General features: G+C 46.0%; 17 protein-coding genes and 1 pseudogene. 7 read left to right on the plus strand and 11 right to left on the minus strand.

The genetic code is table 11. From position 1 onward, the window contains the following. The first annotated feature begins 228 nt into the window (after positions 1-228). The 3 genes from NLX67_RS18370 to NLX67_RS18380 are packed head-to-tail and all read left to right on the plus strand — an operon-like array spanning position 229 to position 2677. Complete coding sequence (locus NLX67_RS18370) at positions 229-633, plus strand: hypothetical protein (RefSeq protein ID WP_254312873.1); 405 nt, start codon at positions 229-231, stop codon at positions 631-633. 1 nt (position 634) lies between these two features. Further along, positions 635-2098, plus strand: coding sequence for a diguanylate cyclase domain-containing protein (locus NLX67_RS18375; protein ID WP_254312906.1), 1464 nt, complete (start codon positions 635-637; stop codon positions 2096-2098). Next, positions 2099-2677 carry an HAD hydrolase-like protein gene (locus NLX67_RS18380; RefSeq protein ID WP_254312874.1) on the plus strand — a complete coding sequence of 193 codons (579 nt, stop codon included), beginning with the start codon at positions 2099-2101 and terminating at the stop codon, positions 2675-2677. An 80-nt stretch (positions 2678-2757) separates the two neighbouring features. Here the strand turns inward: NLX67_RS18380 and NLX67_RS18385 are convergent, their stop codons facing one another. After that, entirely contained in the window at positions 2758-4371 is a 1614-nt protein-coding gene (locus tag NLX67_RS18385) for a methyl-accepting chemotaxis protein (RefSeq protein ID WP_254312875.1), read from the minus strand. Positions 4372-4508: 137 nt separating this feature from the next. Here NLX67_RS18385 and NLX67_RS18390 point away from each other — a divergent pair, with 137 nt between their 5' ends. Then, the gene (locus NLX67_RS18390; RefSeq protein WP_046180877.1) at positions 4509-4868 is read left to right on the plus strand and encodes a DoxX family protein; all 360 of its coding nucleotides are present in this window, start codon (positions 4509-4511) and stop codon (positions 4866-4868) included. Between the two features lie 139 nt (positions 4869-5007). Here NLX67_RS18390 and NLX67_RS18395 read toward each other — a convergent pair whose 3' ends face one another. The 9 genes from NLX67_RS18395 to NLX67_RS18435 all read right to left on the minus strand — a co-directional run bounded on the left by NLX67_RS18395 (position 5008) and on the right by NLX67_RS18435 (position 12744). Then, the gene (locus NLX67_RS18395; RefSeq protein WP_254312877.1) at positions 5008-6447 is read right to left on the minus strand and encodes a DEAD/DEAH box helicase; all 1440 of its coding nucleotides are present in this window, start codon (positions 6445-6447) and stop codon (positions 5008-5010) included. 78 nt (positions 6448-6525) lie between these two features. Next, positions 6526-7452 (minus strand): metal ABC transporter substrate-binding protein, encoded by a 927-nt coding sequence (locus tag NLX67_RS18400; RefSeq protein ID WP_046180875.1) that lies wholly within the window; start codon positions 7450-7452, stop codon positions 6526-6528. A 1-nt stretch (position 7453) separates the two neighbouring features. After that, positions 7454-8314: a metal ABC transporter permease gene (locus tag NLX67_RS18405; RefSeq protein WP_254312878.1), complete on the minus strand. Its 861-nt coding sequence runs from the start codon at positions 8312-8314 to the stop codon at positions 7454-7456. Continuing rightward, positions 8311-9057 carry a metal ABC transporter ATP-binding protein gene (locus tag NLX67_RS18410; protein ID WP_254312879.1) on the minus strand — a complete coding sequence of 249 codons (747 nt, stop codon included), beginning with the start codon at positions 9055-9057 and terminating at the stop codon, positions 8311-8313. The genes NLX67_RS18405 and NLX67_RS18410 overlap by 4 nt, the downstream gene beginning before the upstream one ends. Positions 9058-9249: 192 nt before the next feature. Then, positions 9250-9444: a 2-hydroxymuconate tautomerase gene (locus NLX67_RS18415; RefSeq protein WP_046180872.1), complete on the minus strand. Its 195-nt coding sequence runs from the start codon at positions 9442-9444 to the stop codon at positions 9250-9252. An 18-nt stretch (positions 9445-9462) separates the two neighbouring features. Then, positions 9463-10566, minus strand: coding sequence for an NADH-dependent flavin oxidoreductase (locus tag NLX67_RS18420; RefSeq protein ID WP_254312907.1), 1104 nt, complete (start codon positions 10564-10566; stop codon positions 9463-9465). A 78-nt stretch (positions 10567-10644) separates the two neighbouring features. Then, the gene (locus NLX67_RS18425; RefSeq protein ID WP_254312880.1) at positions 10645-10962 is read right to left on the minus strand and encodes an IDEAL domain-containing protein; all 318 of its coding nucleotides are present in this window, start codon (positions 10960-10962) and stop codon (positions 10645-10647) included. Positions 10963-10988: 26 nt separating this feature from the next. Continuing rightward, positions 10989-11408, minus strand: coding sequence for an Rrf2 family transcriptional regulator (locus tag NLX67_RS18430; RefSeq protein WP_254312881.1), 420 nt, complete (start codon positions 11406-11408; stop codon positions 10989-10991). Between the two features lie 142 nt (positions 11409-11550). After that, the gene (locus NLX67_RS18435) at positions 11551-12744 is read right to left on the minus strand and encodes an MFS transporter (protein ID WP_254312882.1); all 1194 of its coding nucleotides are present in this window, start codon (positions 12742-12744) and stop codon (positions 11551-11553) included. A 165-nt stretch (positions 12745-12909) separates the two neighbouring features. On the opposite strand from NLX67_RS18435, the gene NLX67_RS18440 reads away from it, so the two are divergent. The 3 genes and pseudogenes from NLX67_RS18440 to NLX67_RS23100 all read left to right on the plus strand — a co-directional run bounded on the left by NLX67_RS18440 (position 12910) and on the right by NLX67_RS23100 (position 14739). Further along, positions 12910-13464 carry a TetR/AcrR family transcriptional regulator gene (locus NLX67_RS18440; RefSeq protein ID WP_254312883.1) on the plus strand — a complete coding sequence of 185 codons (555 nt, stop codon included), beginning with the start codon at positions 12910-12912 and terminating at the stop codon, positions 13462-13464. A gap of 199 nt (positions 13465-13663) precedes the next feature. After that, positions 13664-13711: pseudogene (locus tag NLX67_RS23095) on the plus strand (hypothetical protein); the annotation flags it as partial. 533 nt (positions 13712-14244) lie between these two features. Then, positions 14245-14739 carry an MATE family efflux transporter gene (locus NLX67_RS23100; protein ID WP_309143148.1) on the plus strand — a complete coding sequence of 165 codons (495 nt, stop codon included), beginning with the start codon at positions 14245-14247 and terminating at the stop codon, positions 14737-14739. 42 nt (positions 14740-14781) lie between these two features. On the opposite strand, the gene NLX67_RS18450 is transcribed toward NLX67_RS23100, so the two are convergent. Beyond that, on the minus strand, positions 14782-16224 hold the full coding sequence (locus NLX67_RS18450; RefSeq protein WP_254312884.1) for an alanine/glycine:cation symporter family protein: 1443 nt from the start codon (positions 16222-16224) through the stop codon (positions 14782-14784). Positions 16225-16258: the final 34 nt, after the last annotated feature.

Below are 16258 nucleotides of genomic sequence, written 5' to 3' on the forward strand. Positions count from 1 at the left end.
TCCAGACAAAATAGCAAGCATTCCTTCTCTCGTAAACCGTTTACATTAAATAATAAATATTTTCCGACAAATCTCTTCTATGTTTTAAATTCGCTTCCTATTGTCTGCTTTTTTCTTATTTGTGCTTTTTCAAAAAAATGGGATGTTTTTCAACTAATCTCTACCATGAAAAAGCCGTTCGTCGAAATCGCTTCTTTTTATGCTAAAATACTGAGAAGGCTTTTTCGTTTGAAGGATCGGTTTATGAATGCAGGCTCGCGTGTTAAGCTGTTCATTTTCATATACATAAGTATTTATTACGGCTGGCTGTTTGTTTTCGAAGATCAGGAATGGATGAAGACGCTCGGCGGAAACGTGCTGTCGGTCGTCGCAATCGGCATTGCCCTCGTGTGGCTGTTGCAAATGATTAGATCCCCTCATGTTCGAGACCGATTTTTTTGGAAGTTACTGGCCTCTGGGTTAACGTTCTACTTTTTGGGAGAATGCCTATGGCTTCTATTTGAATCATTCTGGCGGATGAAGATACCAACAGTTGGATTCCTGGATATCTTTTTTATTGCGCATGTTTTATTTTATTCGCTTGCCATTCTGATCAAATTTAAACAAACACCAGACGGTCCGCCTGGTGTTTGATATGCTGATCACGATGACCGTTGCGATTAGTTTCAGCTGTCACTTTCTCATTCAGCATATTTTAGAGGATGTAGCAGCAACGCCGTTTGAATTGCTTGTCACGCTCAGCTATCCTGTGACAGATCTTGGGCTTTTGCTGGCTGTATCTACCTTATTTTTCGGCTTACATCATTCACAGGCAAAAAAAGAAATGCTTTTTATTTTGTTCGGCTTGTTCGTGCAGATTTTCGCTAATTCCATTCATTTATTTTTCATTTTAAATAATGGCTATGAGTCCGGAAATATAACCGACCCTCTGTATATTTTATCTGCCTTATTGATTGCACTTGCCGGCCGGCTGTATGGGAATGCACCGGCTGAACCTGAGACCCGCTTGAAAAGCACCTCAATAATACGCCTGCTCATTCCGTATGCTTCGGTCACCGTGCTGTTTATTTTTATGATCTTTTATGCCGGCTTTAACGCGCTAACGATCGGAGCGGCGGTTTCGATTATTTTGCTCATGATCCGACAAGCGGTGACCATTGTGGAAAATCGCACGCTTTATGACCAATTGCTGCAGCGCTCTGATCAGTTGTCTATAAACGAACAGCGCTACCGCTCATTATTTGATTATTACCCGGAAGCCGCTTATTCGGTGGACCTTGACGGCCGCTTTCAATCGATGAATCAGGCGGCTGCAAGCCTTCTCGGTTTTTCAAATGAAACCGAGGCGATTGGCCTGATCAGCACCTCCTTTGTGGCAGATGAAGATAAAGAACGGATTATGGCGCATTATCCGTTCTTATTTAATGGAGAAGCACGCGAATTTGAAGTAACTCTTCGCAGCCAAACCGGCCAGCAATTGATTATTAATATCACGAACATTCCAATTGTGGTGGACGGACGTGTTACCGGCATTTATGGCATTGGCAAAGACATTACTGAGCAAAAAAACAAACAGCGCCAAATGAAACATTTAGCGTATCACGACGGATTGACCGGTCTGCCGAACCGGCTGTCATTTGAAAAAAAGCTGATGAAGCTTGTGCAGGACAACCAAAAGGCATTTGCGATTTTGTACATGGACCTAGATGGATTTAAAAAGATTAACGATACGTTAGGACACGATGCTGGCGATGATCTGCTCGTTTCTGTCAGCAGCCGGCTGCTCTCATCGATTCGCACGGGTGATATGGCTTCAAGGCAAGGCGGCGATGAATTTGCGATTCTGCTCAGCGAGTTTTCCAAACTTGAGGAAGTGCAGGATGTGGCCATGCGGCTGCTTGGTTTAATCAGCCAGCCGCATCATGTGGCTGGCCAAGCCCTCTTTCTTACGCCGAGCATCGGAATCTCCGTGTATCCTGATAACGGAGATTCGCCAGAACAATTGATCAAAAAAGCGGACATGGCGATGTATGACGTGAAACAGAATGGAAAAGGCGCCTACCGATTTTATTTCGAACATGAAAAGGAGAACGTATAAATGAAGTTACTTTGGGATTTAGATGGCACGATTTTTGATACGTATCCGGCTATTGTGAACAGCTTTGCGGCGGTTCATGAAGCGGCTCATGGCAAGCCGGTGGACCGGACTGAAGCGCTGCGCTGGCTGAAGAAAAATTCAAAGCTCGCGTTTGAGCATTACGGCATCTCGGATGATTTCCGCCCGATGTTTGCGGAGCTTGACCATAAAGAATCAGAGTCAGGCTGCCTGCCGTTTGACGGGGTAAAAGAAGTCCTGGCTGCAGCGGATGTTAATGTCATTGTCACGCACCGGACAAAAGCTTCTACTACTTACCTTTTAACAAAATGGGGGTTAATTGATTATTTTGATGAAATTGTCAGCCCGGAAGATGACGGATTTCCACGCAAGCCGGATGCTGCAGCGTATTTGTATTTGCACGAAAAATATGGACTCGACTGGGCGATTGGCGACCGGTCGCTAGACTTGATTCCAGCGCGGGCAGCCGGGATAAAAACCGTGGCCTTTCAGAATACGGACATCGAGGCGGATATTTATTTAGACGTATATGACGAGACATTTTATAAAAAAGTAAAATAACGTAAAAAAATCGAACCTCATAAAGGTTCGATTTTTATTTTTTTGGAGATGTCTCCGACTTTATTCGGCGGACATTTCTTTTATTTTGCCAGCTTAAACCGTTTCGCGATCATGCTCAAGCCTTCTGTATCAGCAGAAAGACGACGGGCATCTTCCGACATTTGATGAACACTGTGTTTATTTTGATCCATTTCTCCAACTGTCCGCGCCACCTGTTCGGTAAATCGTTCGGCGATGTGATTGACGTCATGGATAACCGTCTCAAGCTGTTCGCCGTCCTGAAGAATGCGTGTCGCGTACGTCCGGTTGCTGCGGGCGGCGCTCAATGTATCAGAGGCAATGGTATTTAAGCCGAGAATCGTCTCCCCCGCTTGCCGCATATGACGAACGCTCGATTCCATCCCGCTCCGGCTGTTTTCTACTTGCTCCGCCACACGATGAATATCATCACGTGTTTTTTCAAGCGCAGACAAAATATCGGCAGAAAATATATTCGTTTCTTCCGCCAATTTCCGGACCTCTTCCGCCACAATCGCGAATCCGCGGCCAGCATCTCCCGCCCGCGCCGCTTCAATAGACGCGTTCAACGCCAACAAATTCGTTTGAGCCGCAATGGCGGTAATGGACGTAACAATGGCCATTGTGGCATCCGTATCGTTGGAAACGGCCCTCATTTTGCCTGCTGCCTGGCCGATTCCTTCCTGCACGTGCACCATGTCTGCTTCAATTTCACGCATTATTTGTGCACCCTGGCCCGCTGATTCCGCTGTTTGTTCGGACAATGCAAACGTGGCATCCATCTCTTTTTCCATGCCGCGAATGCTTGCCATCATATCCTGCACGACCGCATGTGCGGACTGCAGCGACGACATTTGCATCTCAGAACCTGATTGAAATTCCTGCATCGTGCCGGACAGGCTTTCAAATGTCTCAAGCAGGCGGGCAGACTGCTCCGCTTGCGTCCCTGACACATGCTGAACGGACTGAGCAGATTTTTGCAGCTCGCTCATCATATTGCGCATCCCAAGGACGACTTTATTAAGCTCAAAACCAATTTGATGAAATTCGGTCCGGCGTCCGCTTTTCACTTCGGATGTTAAGTCCCCGGCTGACACTTTTCTCGTCAACCGGTACCACGTTCGAATTTCCGAGGTGACCGTCCGGTACAAAAAATGGCCGGCAATTGCTGTGACAGCGAGTACGGCAAGCAACAAAAATGCAACCGTGTCTGTCAACTGGCCTGTCAGCCAAATCGAGAACAGCGTGGCCAGCATCGGCAGCGTACTGATTGCTCCAAACGCCGGGCGTAAAAATGGCTGCTGCGAGATTTTCCCAAGACGCAAATTAAAGCGCTTACCATTTTCTAAAAAGTGAATAGGTGCGGACGCATCCATGATTAATTCTCCCGTATCCCGCGCATATTGCTGGACGATCGGCTCTTTCGTCTGAGCGGCACGCTGGCCCGTCTCATCCGAAAAAACGACTCCTTCCCGCAGCCTATTTGTATGAATGCGGGCCAATCCTGTTTCATCTACAATTAAAAGGTACTCGTTGTCTTGTAGTTCTTCATCAAGTAAATGGTGAAGCTCTTCGTAATAGTCTTCAACAAATTGTTCGTTCTTTATATATGGCTGAATTTTTTTCGCAATGGCCTGCACATTCTGCAAGGCGCTGCGTTCTGACTGACGATTCATGTTTCTCCCCCTCTCCCGTTCATTATACAGGATGCCCCACATCATTTTGACTACTTTTTTAATATTTCGTTAAAATTTGACAAAATCTTTTTCTTTTACTACGGTTTAAAGAGCGTTTAGAAAAGGACGGGATTCAGTTGAAAACGATACTAAGGCTTTTATATGGGGCGGGCTTTTTGTTTGCGGGCATTGCCCATTTTACACGATCAAAAGGATTTGAAGCAATTGTGCCTGCTTTTTTGCCGTTTAAAAAAGCGATCGTCGCGATTTCCGGTGTCATTGAAATTCTCTATGGTGTCGTGCTGCTGCTCGACCGCCGCACGTCGTTTGTCACTAAAACGATTCCGGGTTTTTTGGCGGCCGTTTTCCCGGCCAACGTGTACATGGCAGCGAAAAACATTCCTCTCGGAAATAAGCAGCTGCCAAAATGGGCCTTATGGGGGCGGCTGCCGCTTCAATGGCTGCTCATTAAGGGGGCAAAAAATATCGATCAATAACCAAAAGACGTCCGATGGCTGCACCGGGCGTCTTTTGGATTTACTTGTGAAATATGCTATTGGTCATGAAAGTCTGACTTTGCTCACGAAATGAAGCCGTTGGTCACGAAACAGAGACCCTGCTCACGAATCGAATCCATTAGTTTCGCGCTTTTTGCACTTTCAGCTGCTTGCCTTTGACAGTGGTTGTTTTCATCACTTTCAATACCAATGGACCTTTACCGTTTAAAATATCGACGTAGGTGACATTATCTTGAATGGTAATGATGCCGATGTCTTCGGCTTTCAACCCTGGCAAATTGGAAAGGGTGCCGACAAAATCAACCGCGCGCAGCTTTTTCTTTTTACCGCCGTTAAAATACAGCTTCATAATGTCTTTGTTTACGTTTTTGCTTTTGTCTTCTTTTACTTGCGGACGTTCGGCCATTTTTTCCTCAAACGCAGGCTTGGCGGCTGCGATCTCGGATGGAGATGGCAGATCTTTACGCGGCAGCTCAAATCCGATATAGCTTTCAATTTCTGCTACGAACTTTTCTTCAAAAGGCGTCATTAATGTGATCGCCCGGCCGGCATGGCCTGCACGTCCGGTCCGGCCAGTGCGGTGCACGTAGCTTTCTTTTTCAAGCGGCACGTCAAAATTAATAACGAGCGGCACATTTTCGATGTCAATGCCACGGGCAGCGACGTCGGTTGCACACAAGTAGCGAAACTCGCCGCGCTTAAATTCCGTCATAACGGCGAATCGGTCTTCCTGCATCATGCCCCCGTGCAGCATGCCGCATGACATGCCCGCCCGGTCGAGTGTGTCAAACAGCGTCTCCACGCGCTCCTGCGTCCTGCAAAACAGCATCGCGCTGTCCGCATTTTCTACGGCCAGAACGTCTTTTAGTGAGCGGATTTTTTGGTCCTCCGCAGTCACCATAACGGCGTGTGTAATCGATGACGTCGTCATTTCTTTCGCCGCTTCAATCCGCTCCGGCGTGTTCATATATTTCTCCGATAAGCGGGCGATGTCCGGCGGGAACGTCGCAGAAAACAGCATCGTTACCCGGTCCTGTGGCAATTTTTCAATAATGGCGGATACTTGCTCAATAAACCCCATATTCAGCATTTCATCCGCTTCGTCAATGACGAGAAAACGGATTTTTTGCACATCAAGTGTTTCTTTTTCAATATGATCAAGAACACGCCCCGGCGTGCCAACGACGATATGTGTTTTTTGCTTGAGCTCAAGCTTTTGGCGGGCAAACGGTGATTTTCCGTAGACCGCGGTGGCTTTTGTCCGCTTAAACCGGCCGATATTTGTAATATCCTCTTTTACTTGCGCGGCTAGCTCCCGTGTCGGTGTTAAGACAAGTGCCTGCGGCTTATTTTCATCCCAGTTCGTCATCTGGACAAGTGGGATTGCAAAGGATGCGGTTTTGCCGCTGCCGGTTTGGGATTTAACAATCAAGTCTTTTTTCAAAAGAGCGGCAGGAATGACGGCTTTTTGTACATCGGTCGGTTTCGTATAAGATAATTCGGAGAGTGCCTTCTGAATATCTGCACTGATCGAAAATTGGCTAAAGTTATTTTCCATGGATTTATTACCTTCTTTTTCTATAGTGATGAACGTTTCTCATTATACGGTAGTTTTCCATAGAACGCCGATTTAATTTCATTTTTTCACATTTTCCATTATTACTTCCAGATTCGATTCCATCATGCCGAAGTAGGTATCCCCTTTCTCCCCCGGCTGTGCAAGTGAATCTGTGAAAAGAGTTCCCCCAATCGGCACCCCCGTTTCATCGGACACCATTTGCATGCTTCTCGGATCAATACTCGATTCGACAAAAAGAACGGGGATCTGTTTGTCACGAATGAGGTCTACGATGGAACGAACCTGGTCCGGCGTCCCTTGATTCTCAGCATTAATTTCCCAAATGTACCCTGCATTAAACCCATAGGCTTTACTAAAATATTTAAAGGCGCCTTCGCTCGTCACAAGAAACCTTTTTTCAGGCGGAATTTGATTAAATTCCTCTAGCGCTTTTTGATGCAAATCGTTTAATTTCGCAATGTAATCTTTCGCATTTTGCGCATAATCCTCTGCATGATCCGGGTCTATTTTGATTAACGCGTCCCGGGCATTTTCCGCGTACCGAATACCGTTTTGAATGTCCAGCCATGCATGTGGGTCTTCTTCTCCTTCTTTCCCTTTCGTCGTTAAGTACATTGGTTCTACGTTCTCACTTAACCGAAAAACAGGGGCATTCTCACCGGATTTACCGGCTGTTTCGAGCAGATTGTCAAACCATGAACGGCCTGCCTCTAAATTCAGTCCATTATAAAAAACGACATCGGCATCCGTTGTTTTTTGAATATCCGCCGGCAGCGGATCATATTCGTGCGGATTCGAACCGACCGGTGCCAAGCTGTGAATATCCACATGCATTCCACCAACATTTTTAACAATGTCATATAAAATGGAATACGTGGTGACCACCTGCATCTTCTCCTGTTCAGTTGCTCCTTCTGGCGATTTCCCACAGCCGGCCGCCAGCAAAAGCAGCAGACCCATCATGCCAATCATCCATTTTTTCATTTTATATTTCCCCCTTTTCCGTATTTGCATAAGTTCTCATTCTCCGCCAGATCAGGCCTTGTTTTGGAGCCAGAAAAAACGCGAGAAGGAACAAAAGAGTGGAGACGAGAACAATGGCTGCCCCGGAAGCCAGATTATACGTGAAACTAATGTATAAACCGGCAACCGATGAAATAACGCCAAGCAGTGCAGATGCATACAACATGACCCACAAACGGTCTGTCAGCAAATACGCGGTTGCAGCAGGCGTAATCAGCATCGCGACAACTAAGATGATGCCGACTGTCTGCAGGGAAGCCACCGTCACCATCGTCAGGAGCACGAGCAAAATATAGTGAATCCATTGCACCGGCAATCCGTATGCTTGTGCCATCGTCTTGTCAAAAGAAGAAACAAGCAGTTCTTTGTAAAAAAGGACGATCGATAAAAAAACAACAAATCCGATGCCAAGTGTTGCCCACATATCTGCTGTGCGTACGGCAAGCACATTCCCGAACAAGATATGATAAAGATCGGTGCTGCTTTTCATCCCGGTAATGAGCAGGATGCCGAACGCGAAAGCAGAGGTAAACATGATGCCAATGGAAATATCCTGTTTTATCCGGCTATTTTGGCTGATAAACCCAATCGTTACCGCCGTCACAACGCCTGAGACAACAGCTCCGATAAAAAATGGTATCCCTAACAGATACGAAATGGCTACACCTGGAAGAACGGCATGAGAAATCGCGTCACCCATAAGCGCCATGCCCCTCAAAATAATAAAACACCCGATCATGCCACAAATAATGCCGACCATCGCAGAGGTAAGCAGCGCTTTTTGTAAAAAATCATAATAAAAAATGGCTTCTAAAAAATTCATGCGTCTGCCATCTCCTTTTGATCGAGAAATGAGAGAGGATGAACGTAAGCTTGGCATAAAAGTTCTCGTTTAAAAACCGTTTCAGCGTCTCCAAAACCAATCACTTTTTTATTTAAAAGCAACAGCTGGTCAAAATATTCGGTTGCTTTACTTAAATCATGATGGACAACTAATATAGTCTTCCCATCGGCAGCTAGCTCTTTTAATAAAGCAATCATCGCTGCTTCGCTTGCCACGTCCACCCCGGCAAACGGTTCATCCAAAAATAGAATTTCCGCTTTTTGTGCAAGGGCACGGGCGAGAAAAACACGCTGCTGCTGACCGCCTGACAATTCACCAATTTGTTTTTTTGAGAATGGTTCCATCCCGACCTTTTTCAAACAAACCCGTGCCCATTCCTTTTCCTTTTTCCCTGGGTTTTTAAAAAACCCTAATGTTGGATACGTACCAATTAAGACGGTATCAAACACCGTGATTGGAAAATCCCAATCAATTTCATTTCTCTGTGGCATATAGGCGATGGAGGTCCTCATCTCCTTAAAGGATTTTCCTTGGAAACGGACTGTGCCGCCGTCTCTTGAAATTAACGACAGCATAGCTTTCACAAACGTGGATTTCCCCGCTCCATTCGGTCCGATAATACCAACTAATTTCCCTTTTTCAACGATAAGATCAGCTCTTTGAATGGCTTTCTGTCCGTGATATGAAACGGATAATTCTGAGACCTGAATAGCGGGTATCATGTTGAACACTCCTTTCTTTCCCTCTTAAAAATATTTTGCACAAAGGCAACTTTAATCCCAAAAAAAAGTAGCTACAATATTCTTATGCCCTTATCAAATAAAGTTTCCTTATAGCAACATTTTAAATTGAACGAAACTATTTTGTCAATAAAAAAAGAGCTGCTCCAACTTTAGTTGGGGCAGCCCTTTCACTTATTTTTCATCTTTAAATGAATACAGTTCGCCTTGCTTGCCGTAGTCATTCGGTTTCAAGTCTTCAAAAAAGACAAAAACTTTGTCCGCATCAACGTCAAACGACTCTTTGACAGCGGCGGTCATGCGCTTCACTAAATCACGTTTTTGTTCGGGTGTTTTTCCTTCTAATACTTTCACGGTAATAAACGGCATATGTTTTCACCCTTTCTCTTAAACGCCTGGGAACCAGCCCGGCGTGTTTACAATCGCATTCCAAAGCGGATCCGGCACAACAAGTTTTTCCTGCGCGTTTTTGTCAATTTTCACGGCAATCGTTTCTTCCTGGCCATTCTCTACTTTTTGTACCCAATCCGGCTCGATAATAAGCCCGCGGCCAATCGCAAGGAGGTCAACACCCGTTCCAAGTGCTTTTATCGCATCATCCGCTTTGTAAATCGACCCGACGCCGATGACCGGTATCGTATTTCCAGCGCGTTCTTTAATAATTTCCAGACGTGTGCGTGTATCATCAACACCGCGTCTTGGCTCGGACCAAAATTCCATAAGGGACACATGCAGGTAATCAAGCTCTTTTTCCTTTAAGGCATCGATCAGTTCTAATGTATCTGCCATTGTAATACCCGGTGTTTCCGGCTCTTCTGGTGAAAAGCGATAGCCGACTGCAAACGGGCGGTCTGCTTTTTCAGCGGCCTTCTTCACCGTATCAACAACCGCAAGCGGAAAAGCAAGGCGTTCGCCCCATTTATCAGTACGGCGGTTGGAATGTGGCGAGAAAAATTGCTGAATCAAGTAGCCGTTGGCGCCGTGAATTTCCACCCCGTCATAGCCCGCTTCGATCGCGCGGCGTGTCGTTTCACCAAACGCCGCAATGATGTTTTCCACTTCTGCAGCAGAAAGCTCACGCGGTACAGCGCTTCCTTCTGCTTCTGCCGGCACGTTGCTTGCGCTGACGATATCCCCATCCACTAAGTTTGGCGGCACCATGCGGCCGCCGTGAAAAATTTGCAAAATCGCTTTGGCGCCTTTTTCCTGAATCGCAGACGCAAGACGCGCGAGACTTGGAATCATCTCATCGCGGTCGGCGCCAAATTCACCCGGGAACCCTTTCCCATTTGGTGTTACGTATGTGCAAGCGGTGATTACCGCCGCCACACCTTCTGCCCGGCGTGCATAATACGCCACTTCCGCTTCGGTCACCGTCCCGTCATCATTCGATGAAAAATTGGTCATCGGTGCCATCACGATGCGGTTTTTTAACTCAACACCGCTTTTTAATGAAAAATTTTCCAGTAACGGTGCATAGGTTGATTTCATTGCATTGATTGATTTCATTGTAAAACTCCTTTTGTTGACTATCCCCCGCTGCGTTGATGCAGCGGGCGACTGACATGATTATGAATATTGCTTTTTTAGTTTGCGCAATTCTGCAGATAATTGCGCAAACCATTCTTCATCTTTTGTTAGCAGCGCCATATCAATGAGCTGTTCAAGAGATGCTTCGACTGGCTCCTGTTCCAGCACGGGCTGCAATGATTTTGTAAGCACGCGGATCATTCGTCCGGTCAGCTCTTCATTCACTGAATCGACAATATACACTTTTGTAATGTCTTCCGGGTTTTCTATTTTTACGACATATCCGTAGATTCTCTGTTTGTCCCACGTTTCGCCTTGTACCCAGTCACCAACATGAAATTGTTGTTTGTTCCCCATTTCTTTCACTTCCCTGTTTCAAACGGTTATACACCTGCTTTAATTTTTTGTAAAACAGAGGCAACCGTGAATTGGTATAAAAAGGAAGCGTACGTATCTTCCGCTTCCTTAAAAATGTAATCCATTACACCTTGCGTATTCGATGAAACCGGACACCCTTGTTCCGGGTCTCCTGTCTGCCAGGTTGGCTGCAGTTCGCCGCGCGATATCGCCTCATATACATGGCCAAGCGTAATTTTTCCCGGGTCCTCACCGAGCATATACCCGCCTCGGATTCCTTCTTTCGTTTTTACAAATCCGCTGTTACGGAGTATGCTCATCACTTTTCGAATGCGCGCGGGGTTTGTCGCTACATTATGCGCAATCGCTTCACTTGATGCCATATGACCTGGCAAATAAGCCAAGTAAACGAGGCTGTGAACGGCAATGGTGAAATTACTATTCAACCATGTGTTCCCCTTTCAGAAACATACTGTAATCTTATTTTGTACAGTTTAAAAAGTCAATGGAAGTGATTTTACATGACTATTGAATTATTGTCAATACATCTTTTTGAGACTTTTTCCTCTTAAAAAAACTGCCTTCCGATTAGGAAGACAGCACGTTTTGCTTCGCAGCCCGTTTTTGCCATAGGATCGTAATAAAAAACGTGATCCCGAGCAGCACGAGGCCCAGCATAAATGGAAATAATATATTGACGTCGTATAAAAGACCAGCGCATGTCGGTCCAAGCACATTTCCGATGCTCATGTACATATTGTTCATGCCCATCGCAAATCCTTGCTCGTTGCCAGCCATTTTTGAAATGAGTGTATTCAAGACCGGCCGCAAAATCGACGTCGCGCAGAAAATAAGCAGCGAGATGCCGAAAAACAGCCAGTAGTTTTTGGCAAACAGCGAAAGAAAGAATCCGAGCGCCGCCACCGCTATAAAGACATTGAGCACTTTTCCCTCACCGTATTTCGTCACGATCCGGTCGACGATAAACAATTGTACGATCACACTGACAATGCCTGTCGATGTGATCATGAGCGCGATATCCTGCGGCGTGGCCCCAAACTCGTCATCAACGAATAAGCCGAGCACCGATTCATACGCCATTAAGCCGAAGCTCATCACAAGAGTGATGACGAGCGGGATAAAATACGGCATCGTCACCGAACGGGCAAGCTTTTTCACCATCGGCTCTTCCGCTGGGCGCTCCATCACGGCTGGCTGCTCCGGACGATCCGGTTCTTTCAATAAAACAATTGAGAAAAAGACTGCAAACAATGCAACAATCGCTGAAATCAAAAACGGCGCTTTTAAGCCGAAGTCAGCGAGGAAGCCGCCGATCCCAGGGCCCACCACAATCCCGAACGACATTGCTGCAGAAATAAAGCTGTTTCCTTTTGCCCTCTGCTCAAACGATGTAATGTCCGCCACATACGCAAAAATGGCCGGGATAAGCAGGGCCGCGCCAATGCCGCCGATTACGCGGGATACGTAGAGCATCCAAATCGAATCGAAAAAATAAAACACAAAACTTGAAACGGCAAGTCCAAATAAGCCGTAAATAATCATTTTTCGACGGCCGTAATCATCCGCCCATTTCCCGGCAATTGGTGAAAAAATGAGCTGTGCGCCTGCAAAAATGGCGATCATCAGCCCCGCGGCCATACCGCCTTCGTTAATTGAATCTAAATATGCCGGCAAAATCGGAATGATGATGCCGAAGCTGCCAATGGCAATAAACATGTTGATCATTAAAATAATCAACTTTTTCCGCTGATCACCGGTCATGAAAAAAACCCTCCTTTTATATGTGCTTGCTCATTTTAGCAAATTGTTTTGGAAACGGAAATGAATTTATGCCAAATTTGACGATTTTTTAGAGCAGGTATGATAATGAAAGAACGAATAAAACTATTTTTGTTTTTTTAGTTTCATGATCAGGAGGATTGATACATGAAAGACCGCATTATGAATGCCTTCATCGAAGAGATTCTCGACAAGAGCATGAAGTTCACGATGGACGACCTCGCGCGGAGGCTCGGCATCAACAAAAGAACGTTGTATGAACATTTCCCATCAAAAGTGGCGATTCTAGACGCCATCATTAACTCGTCGCTCACTGCTTTTGACGAACGGACAGATGCCATTTTAGCCGATCCGGATTTAACGCTTCTTGACAAAATTAAGCAGACGATTACTGTTGCGCCAACCTTCACCGAGTTTTATGATTTGCGCATTTTAGAACAAATGAAGCGCCATTACCCGGCACAATGGGAAAAAATGAACACGGCGCTTAACCAATGGGATGACCTGCGCACATTGATTGAGCAGGCGATTGATGACTGCTTAATAGGTGAAACTAATGTGCCGCTCATTATAAAACTCATCATCGACGCGACCAATACAACGCTCGACCGGCAGTTTTTTCAGGATAACCGGATTACCGTTCAAGAAGCGCTTCATTCGATTGGGGACATTTTTCTCTATGGGCTTGTGAAAAAGAACTAGAATCAGCAAAAGCTGTTCTCTTTCTTTTGTCTTCGAAAACTAATAAAACAAAAATAGTTTTTTCATTCCAAAAAGGAGCTTTTATTTTATGAGTGATTCACTCACCAATCTTCCTGTGTACAAACTGTTTCTTCGTTATCTGATTCCATCGATAGTCGGCATGATGCTAATGGCAGCGAATATTGTAATTGACGGCATTATGGTCGGCAGCCGGCTTGGCGCCGAAGCACTCGCCGGTGTTGGTGTAGTTAGTCCTGTTTATACGATTTTTATTGCCGTTTCACTCTGGATGGGTGTCGGGGCAGCCACCCGTTATTCGATGGTCATGGGCGCCGGAAAACACGAGAAAGCCCGGGAGATTTTTACGCAGGCTCTTGTACTAATCTTTTCGGTCACGGTGGTGATTGCGCTGATAGCCTACCAGTTTCGTGAACCGCTCATTTACGCCCTTGGTGCCAATGCCGATACGTATCGGCATGCGTCTGCTTATATGACGGTCCTGCTTCTTTTTGGATTTGTGTATACGATTGAAAGTGTGTTCAGCGTTTTTGTCCGCAACGACGGAGGAATGAACCTTTCCATGGCCGCGCTTGTCACGGCGGCACTCGCCAATATTGGATTCAATTATTTGTTTTTGTTCGTGCTCGATTGGGGAACTGCGGGTGCGGCACTAGCTACAGTCCTTGCCTACACGCTGGCTATCTTCATTTTGTCTTTGCACTTTTTCCGGGCTTCAAGCAACCTGAAGCTTGTCCGGTTTTCATTTCAAAAACGGGTGGTGTGGCTCATCCTCGCCATTGGCTTCCGCTCATCAGCTTTTACCATGGCGCGCGGGACGAACAGCGTAAAAAAGAAACCATCCGTCTCGCCTTATTCATTTCGGCTGGAGTGGGTGTGTTGTTTTTCGTCATTGGCCAATTTGCTGCAGGACCAATCGTCTCGATTTTTGGTGACTTCCCTCCATCCGTCACGTCCCTTGCCGTGGACGCGATCGGTTTGTTTTTTATTGCCTACTTATTTACGGGCATTAATTTTGTGATGGTGACGTATTACCAGTCAATCGGCCGTGTCCGGATGGCTGTCTGGATTACATCGGCACGTGAAATTTCCGTCATGCTCCTGCTGCTTGCTGTGCTGCCGCGCGTATTTGGGCTTACCGGTGTTTGGCTGACCATTCCGGTTTCTGAGCTGATTGTGCTTTTGACCATTATCCAGTACGAGCGGAACATTCGCTTTAAGCGTGCGGACCGCCGCCGGGAACAGCTGGATTTTTAAACAAAAAACGATCGGTCCAATAATGGGCCGATCGTTTTTTGTTTACTTTTTATATTCGTTTTCCCAGAAGTCCGCATTTTTAATACCGAGTGGCTTCGGATCAAAAACGGGATCCTTGCCTTGCTTTTTCTGAGTTTCATAGTCTTTTAATGCAAGCAGCGCCGGCTTCGCCAAAATAACAATGGCGATAACATTCAGCCAGACCATAATACCAAGTCCCGCGTCACCAAATGCCCACGCAAGAGCGGATTCGTTTGTCGCTCCGTAAAACGTTGTAATCAATAAAACAACACGAAGAGCGTTAATCGCAAGCGGGTTCGTTCTTCCGCGCATTAAATAAGAAATATTCGTTTCTGCAATATAGTAATAGGCCATAATGGTTGTAAAGGCGAAAAAGAATAGGGCAACTGCTACGAATCCGGCACCAAATCCAGGAAGCACGCTGTCGATCGCCGCTTGTGTGAACCCAGGTCCTACTTCAACGCCCCGCAGGTTTTCTACAATCATTGTGCCATCCTCGGCCGTTGTGTTATACATGCCAGTAAACAAAATCATAAAAGCTGTCGCCGAGCAGATAAATAGTGTATCAATGTAAACGGAAAACGCCTGGACAAGTCCCTGTTTTGCCGGATGCGATACTTCTGCCGCGGCTGCCGGGTGAGGGCCTGTCCCCTGACCTGCTTCATTCGAATAAATACCGCGTTTAACGCCCCAGGAAATCGCCATTCCAAGCAGGCCACCGAACACTTGGTCCACGCCAAATGCGCTGCGGAAAATAAGAGCAATAACCGATGGCAATTCTGTAATATTCATGGCTACAATAATTAAAGAAATCAGAATATAGCCAAGCGCCATAAAGGGAACGATAACCTGCGCCGCATGAGCGATCCGTTTCACACCGCCAAAGATAATAAATCCAAGTAATAAAACGATAATGATTCCTGTGACAACCGGGCTGATCCCAAATGCATTGTCAACTCCAGCTGCAATTGAATTGGACTGAACACCGGGCATTAATATGGCCATGGCAATAAGCGCTGCAAAAGCAAACAGCATGGCAAACCATTTAATTCCCATCCCTTTTTCAATATAGTATGCTGGTCCACCACGATATTGGCCGTCTTCTTTTGTTTTGTAAATTTGCGCCAGAGTCGACTCGATAAAGGCACTCGATGCCCCGATAAAGGCGATTGCCCACATCCAAAAGACAGCCCCTGGGCCTCCGTAGAATATAGCCGATGCAACCCCGGCGATATTCCCTGTTCCCACTCGTCCGCTCAATGCGATGGCAAGTGCCTGGAAAGAGGATACTCCTGCATCCGAGCTTTTTCCTTCAAACATTAACCGAACCATTTCCTTTATGTGCCGCACTTGCAAAAAGCGTGTCATAATGGAAAAAACAAAACCAACACCCAGTAAAATATAAATCACGGGGTCACTCCATAAAATGCTATTTAGCCATGTCACGAACGCTTCCACACACATCTCCCCTTTTCTTTCTCTAAGGTATATTACTTTT

Source organism: Domibacillus sp. A3M-37, from assembly GCF_024213455.1.
In the GTDB taxonomy this organism is placed as follows: domain Bacteria; phylum Bacillota; class Bacilli; order Bacillales; family Domibacillaceae; genus Domibacillus; species Domibacillus tundrae.

What these genes read in the sequence shown, in the direction of transcription:
- NLX67_RS18410 (WP_254312879.1), bottom strand. Translation starts at nt 9,057, where the DNA reads ATGATACCCGCTATTCAGGTCTCAGAATTATCCGTTTCATATCACGGA.
- NLX67_RS18420 (WP_254312907.1), bottom strand. Translation starts at nt 10,566, where the DNA reads ATGAAATCAACCTATGCACCGTTACTGGAAAATTTTTCATTAAAAAGC.
- NLX67_RS18415 (WP_046180872.1), bottom strand. Translation starts at nt 9,444, where the DNA reads ATGCCGTTTATTACCGTGAAAGTATTAGAAGGAAAAACACCCGAACAA.
- NLX67_RS18405 (WP_254312878.1), bottom strand. Translation starts at nt 8,314, where the DNA reads ATGAATTTTTTAGAAGCCATTTTTTATTATGATTTTTTACAAAAAGCG.
- NLX67_RS18380 (WP_254312874.1), top strand. Translation starts at nt 2,099, where the DNA reads ATGAAGTTACTTTGGGATTTAGATGGCACGATTTTTGATACGTATCCG.
- NLX67_RS18385 (WP_254312875.1), bottom strand. Translation starts at nt 4,371, where the DNA reads ATGAATCGTCAGTCAGAACGCAGCGCCTTGCAGAATGTGCAGGCCATT.
- NLX67_RS18375 (WP_254312906.1), top strand. Translation starts at nt 635, where the DNA reads ATGCTGATCACGATGACCGTTGCGATTAGTTTCAGCTGTCACTTTCTC.
- NLX67_RS18400 (WP_046180875.1), bottom strand. Translation starts at nt 7,452, where the DNA reads ATGAAAAAATGGATGATTGGCATGATGGGTCTGCTGCTTTTGCTGGCG.
- NLX67_RS18440 (WP_254312883.1), top strand. Translation starts at nt 12,910, where the DNA reads ATGAAAGACCGCATTATGAATGCCTTCATCGAAGAGATTCTCGACAAG.
- NLX67_RS18425 (WP_254312880.1), bottom strand. Translation starts at nt 10,962, where the DNA reads ATGGGGAACAAACAACAATTTCATGTTGGTGACTGGGTACAAGGCGAA.
- NLX67_RS18435 (WP_254312882.1), bottom strand. Translation starts at nt 12,744, where the DNA reads ATGACCGGTGATCAGCGGAAAAAGTTGATTATTTTAATGATCAACATG.
- NLX67_RS18395 (WP_254312877.1), bottom strand. Translation starts at nt 6,447, where the DNA reads ATGGAAAATAACTTTAGCCAATTTTCGATCAGTGCAGATATTCAGAAG.
- NLX67_RS18450 (WP_254312884.1), bottom strand. Translation starts at nt 16,224, where the DNA reads ATGTGTGTGGAAGCGTTCGTGACATGGCTAAATAGCATTTTATGGAGT.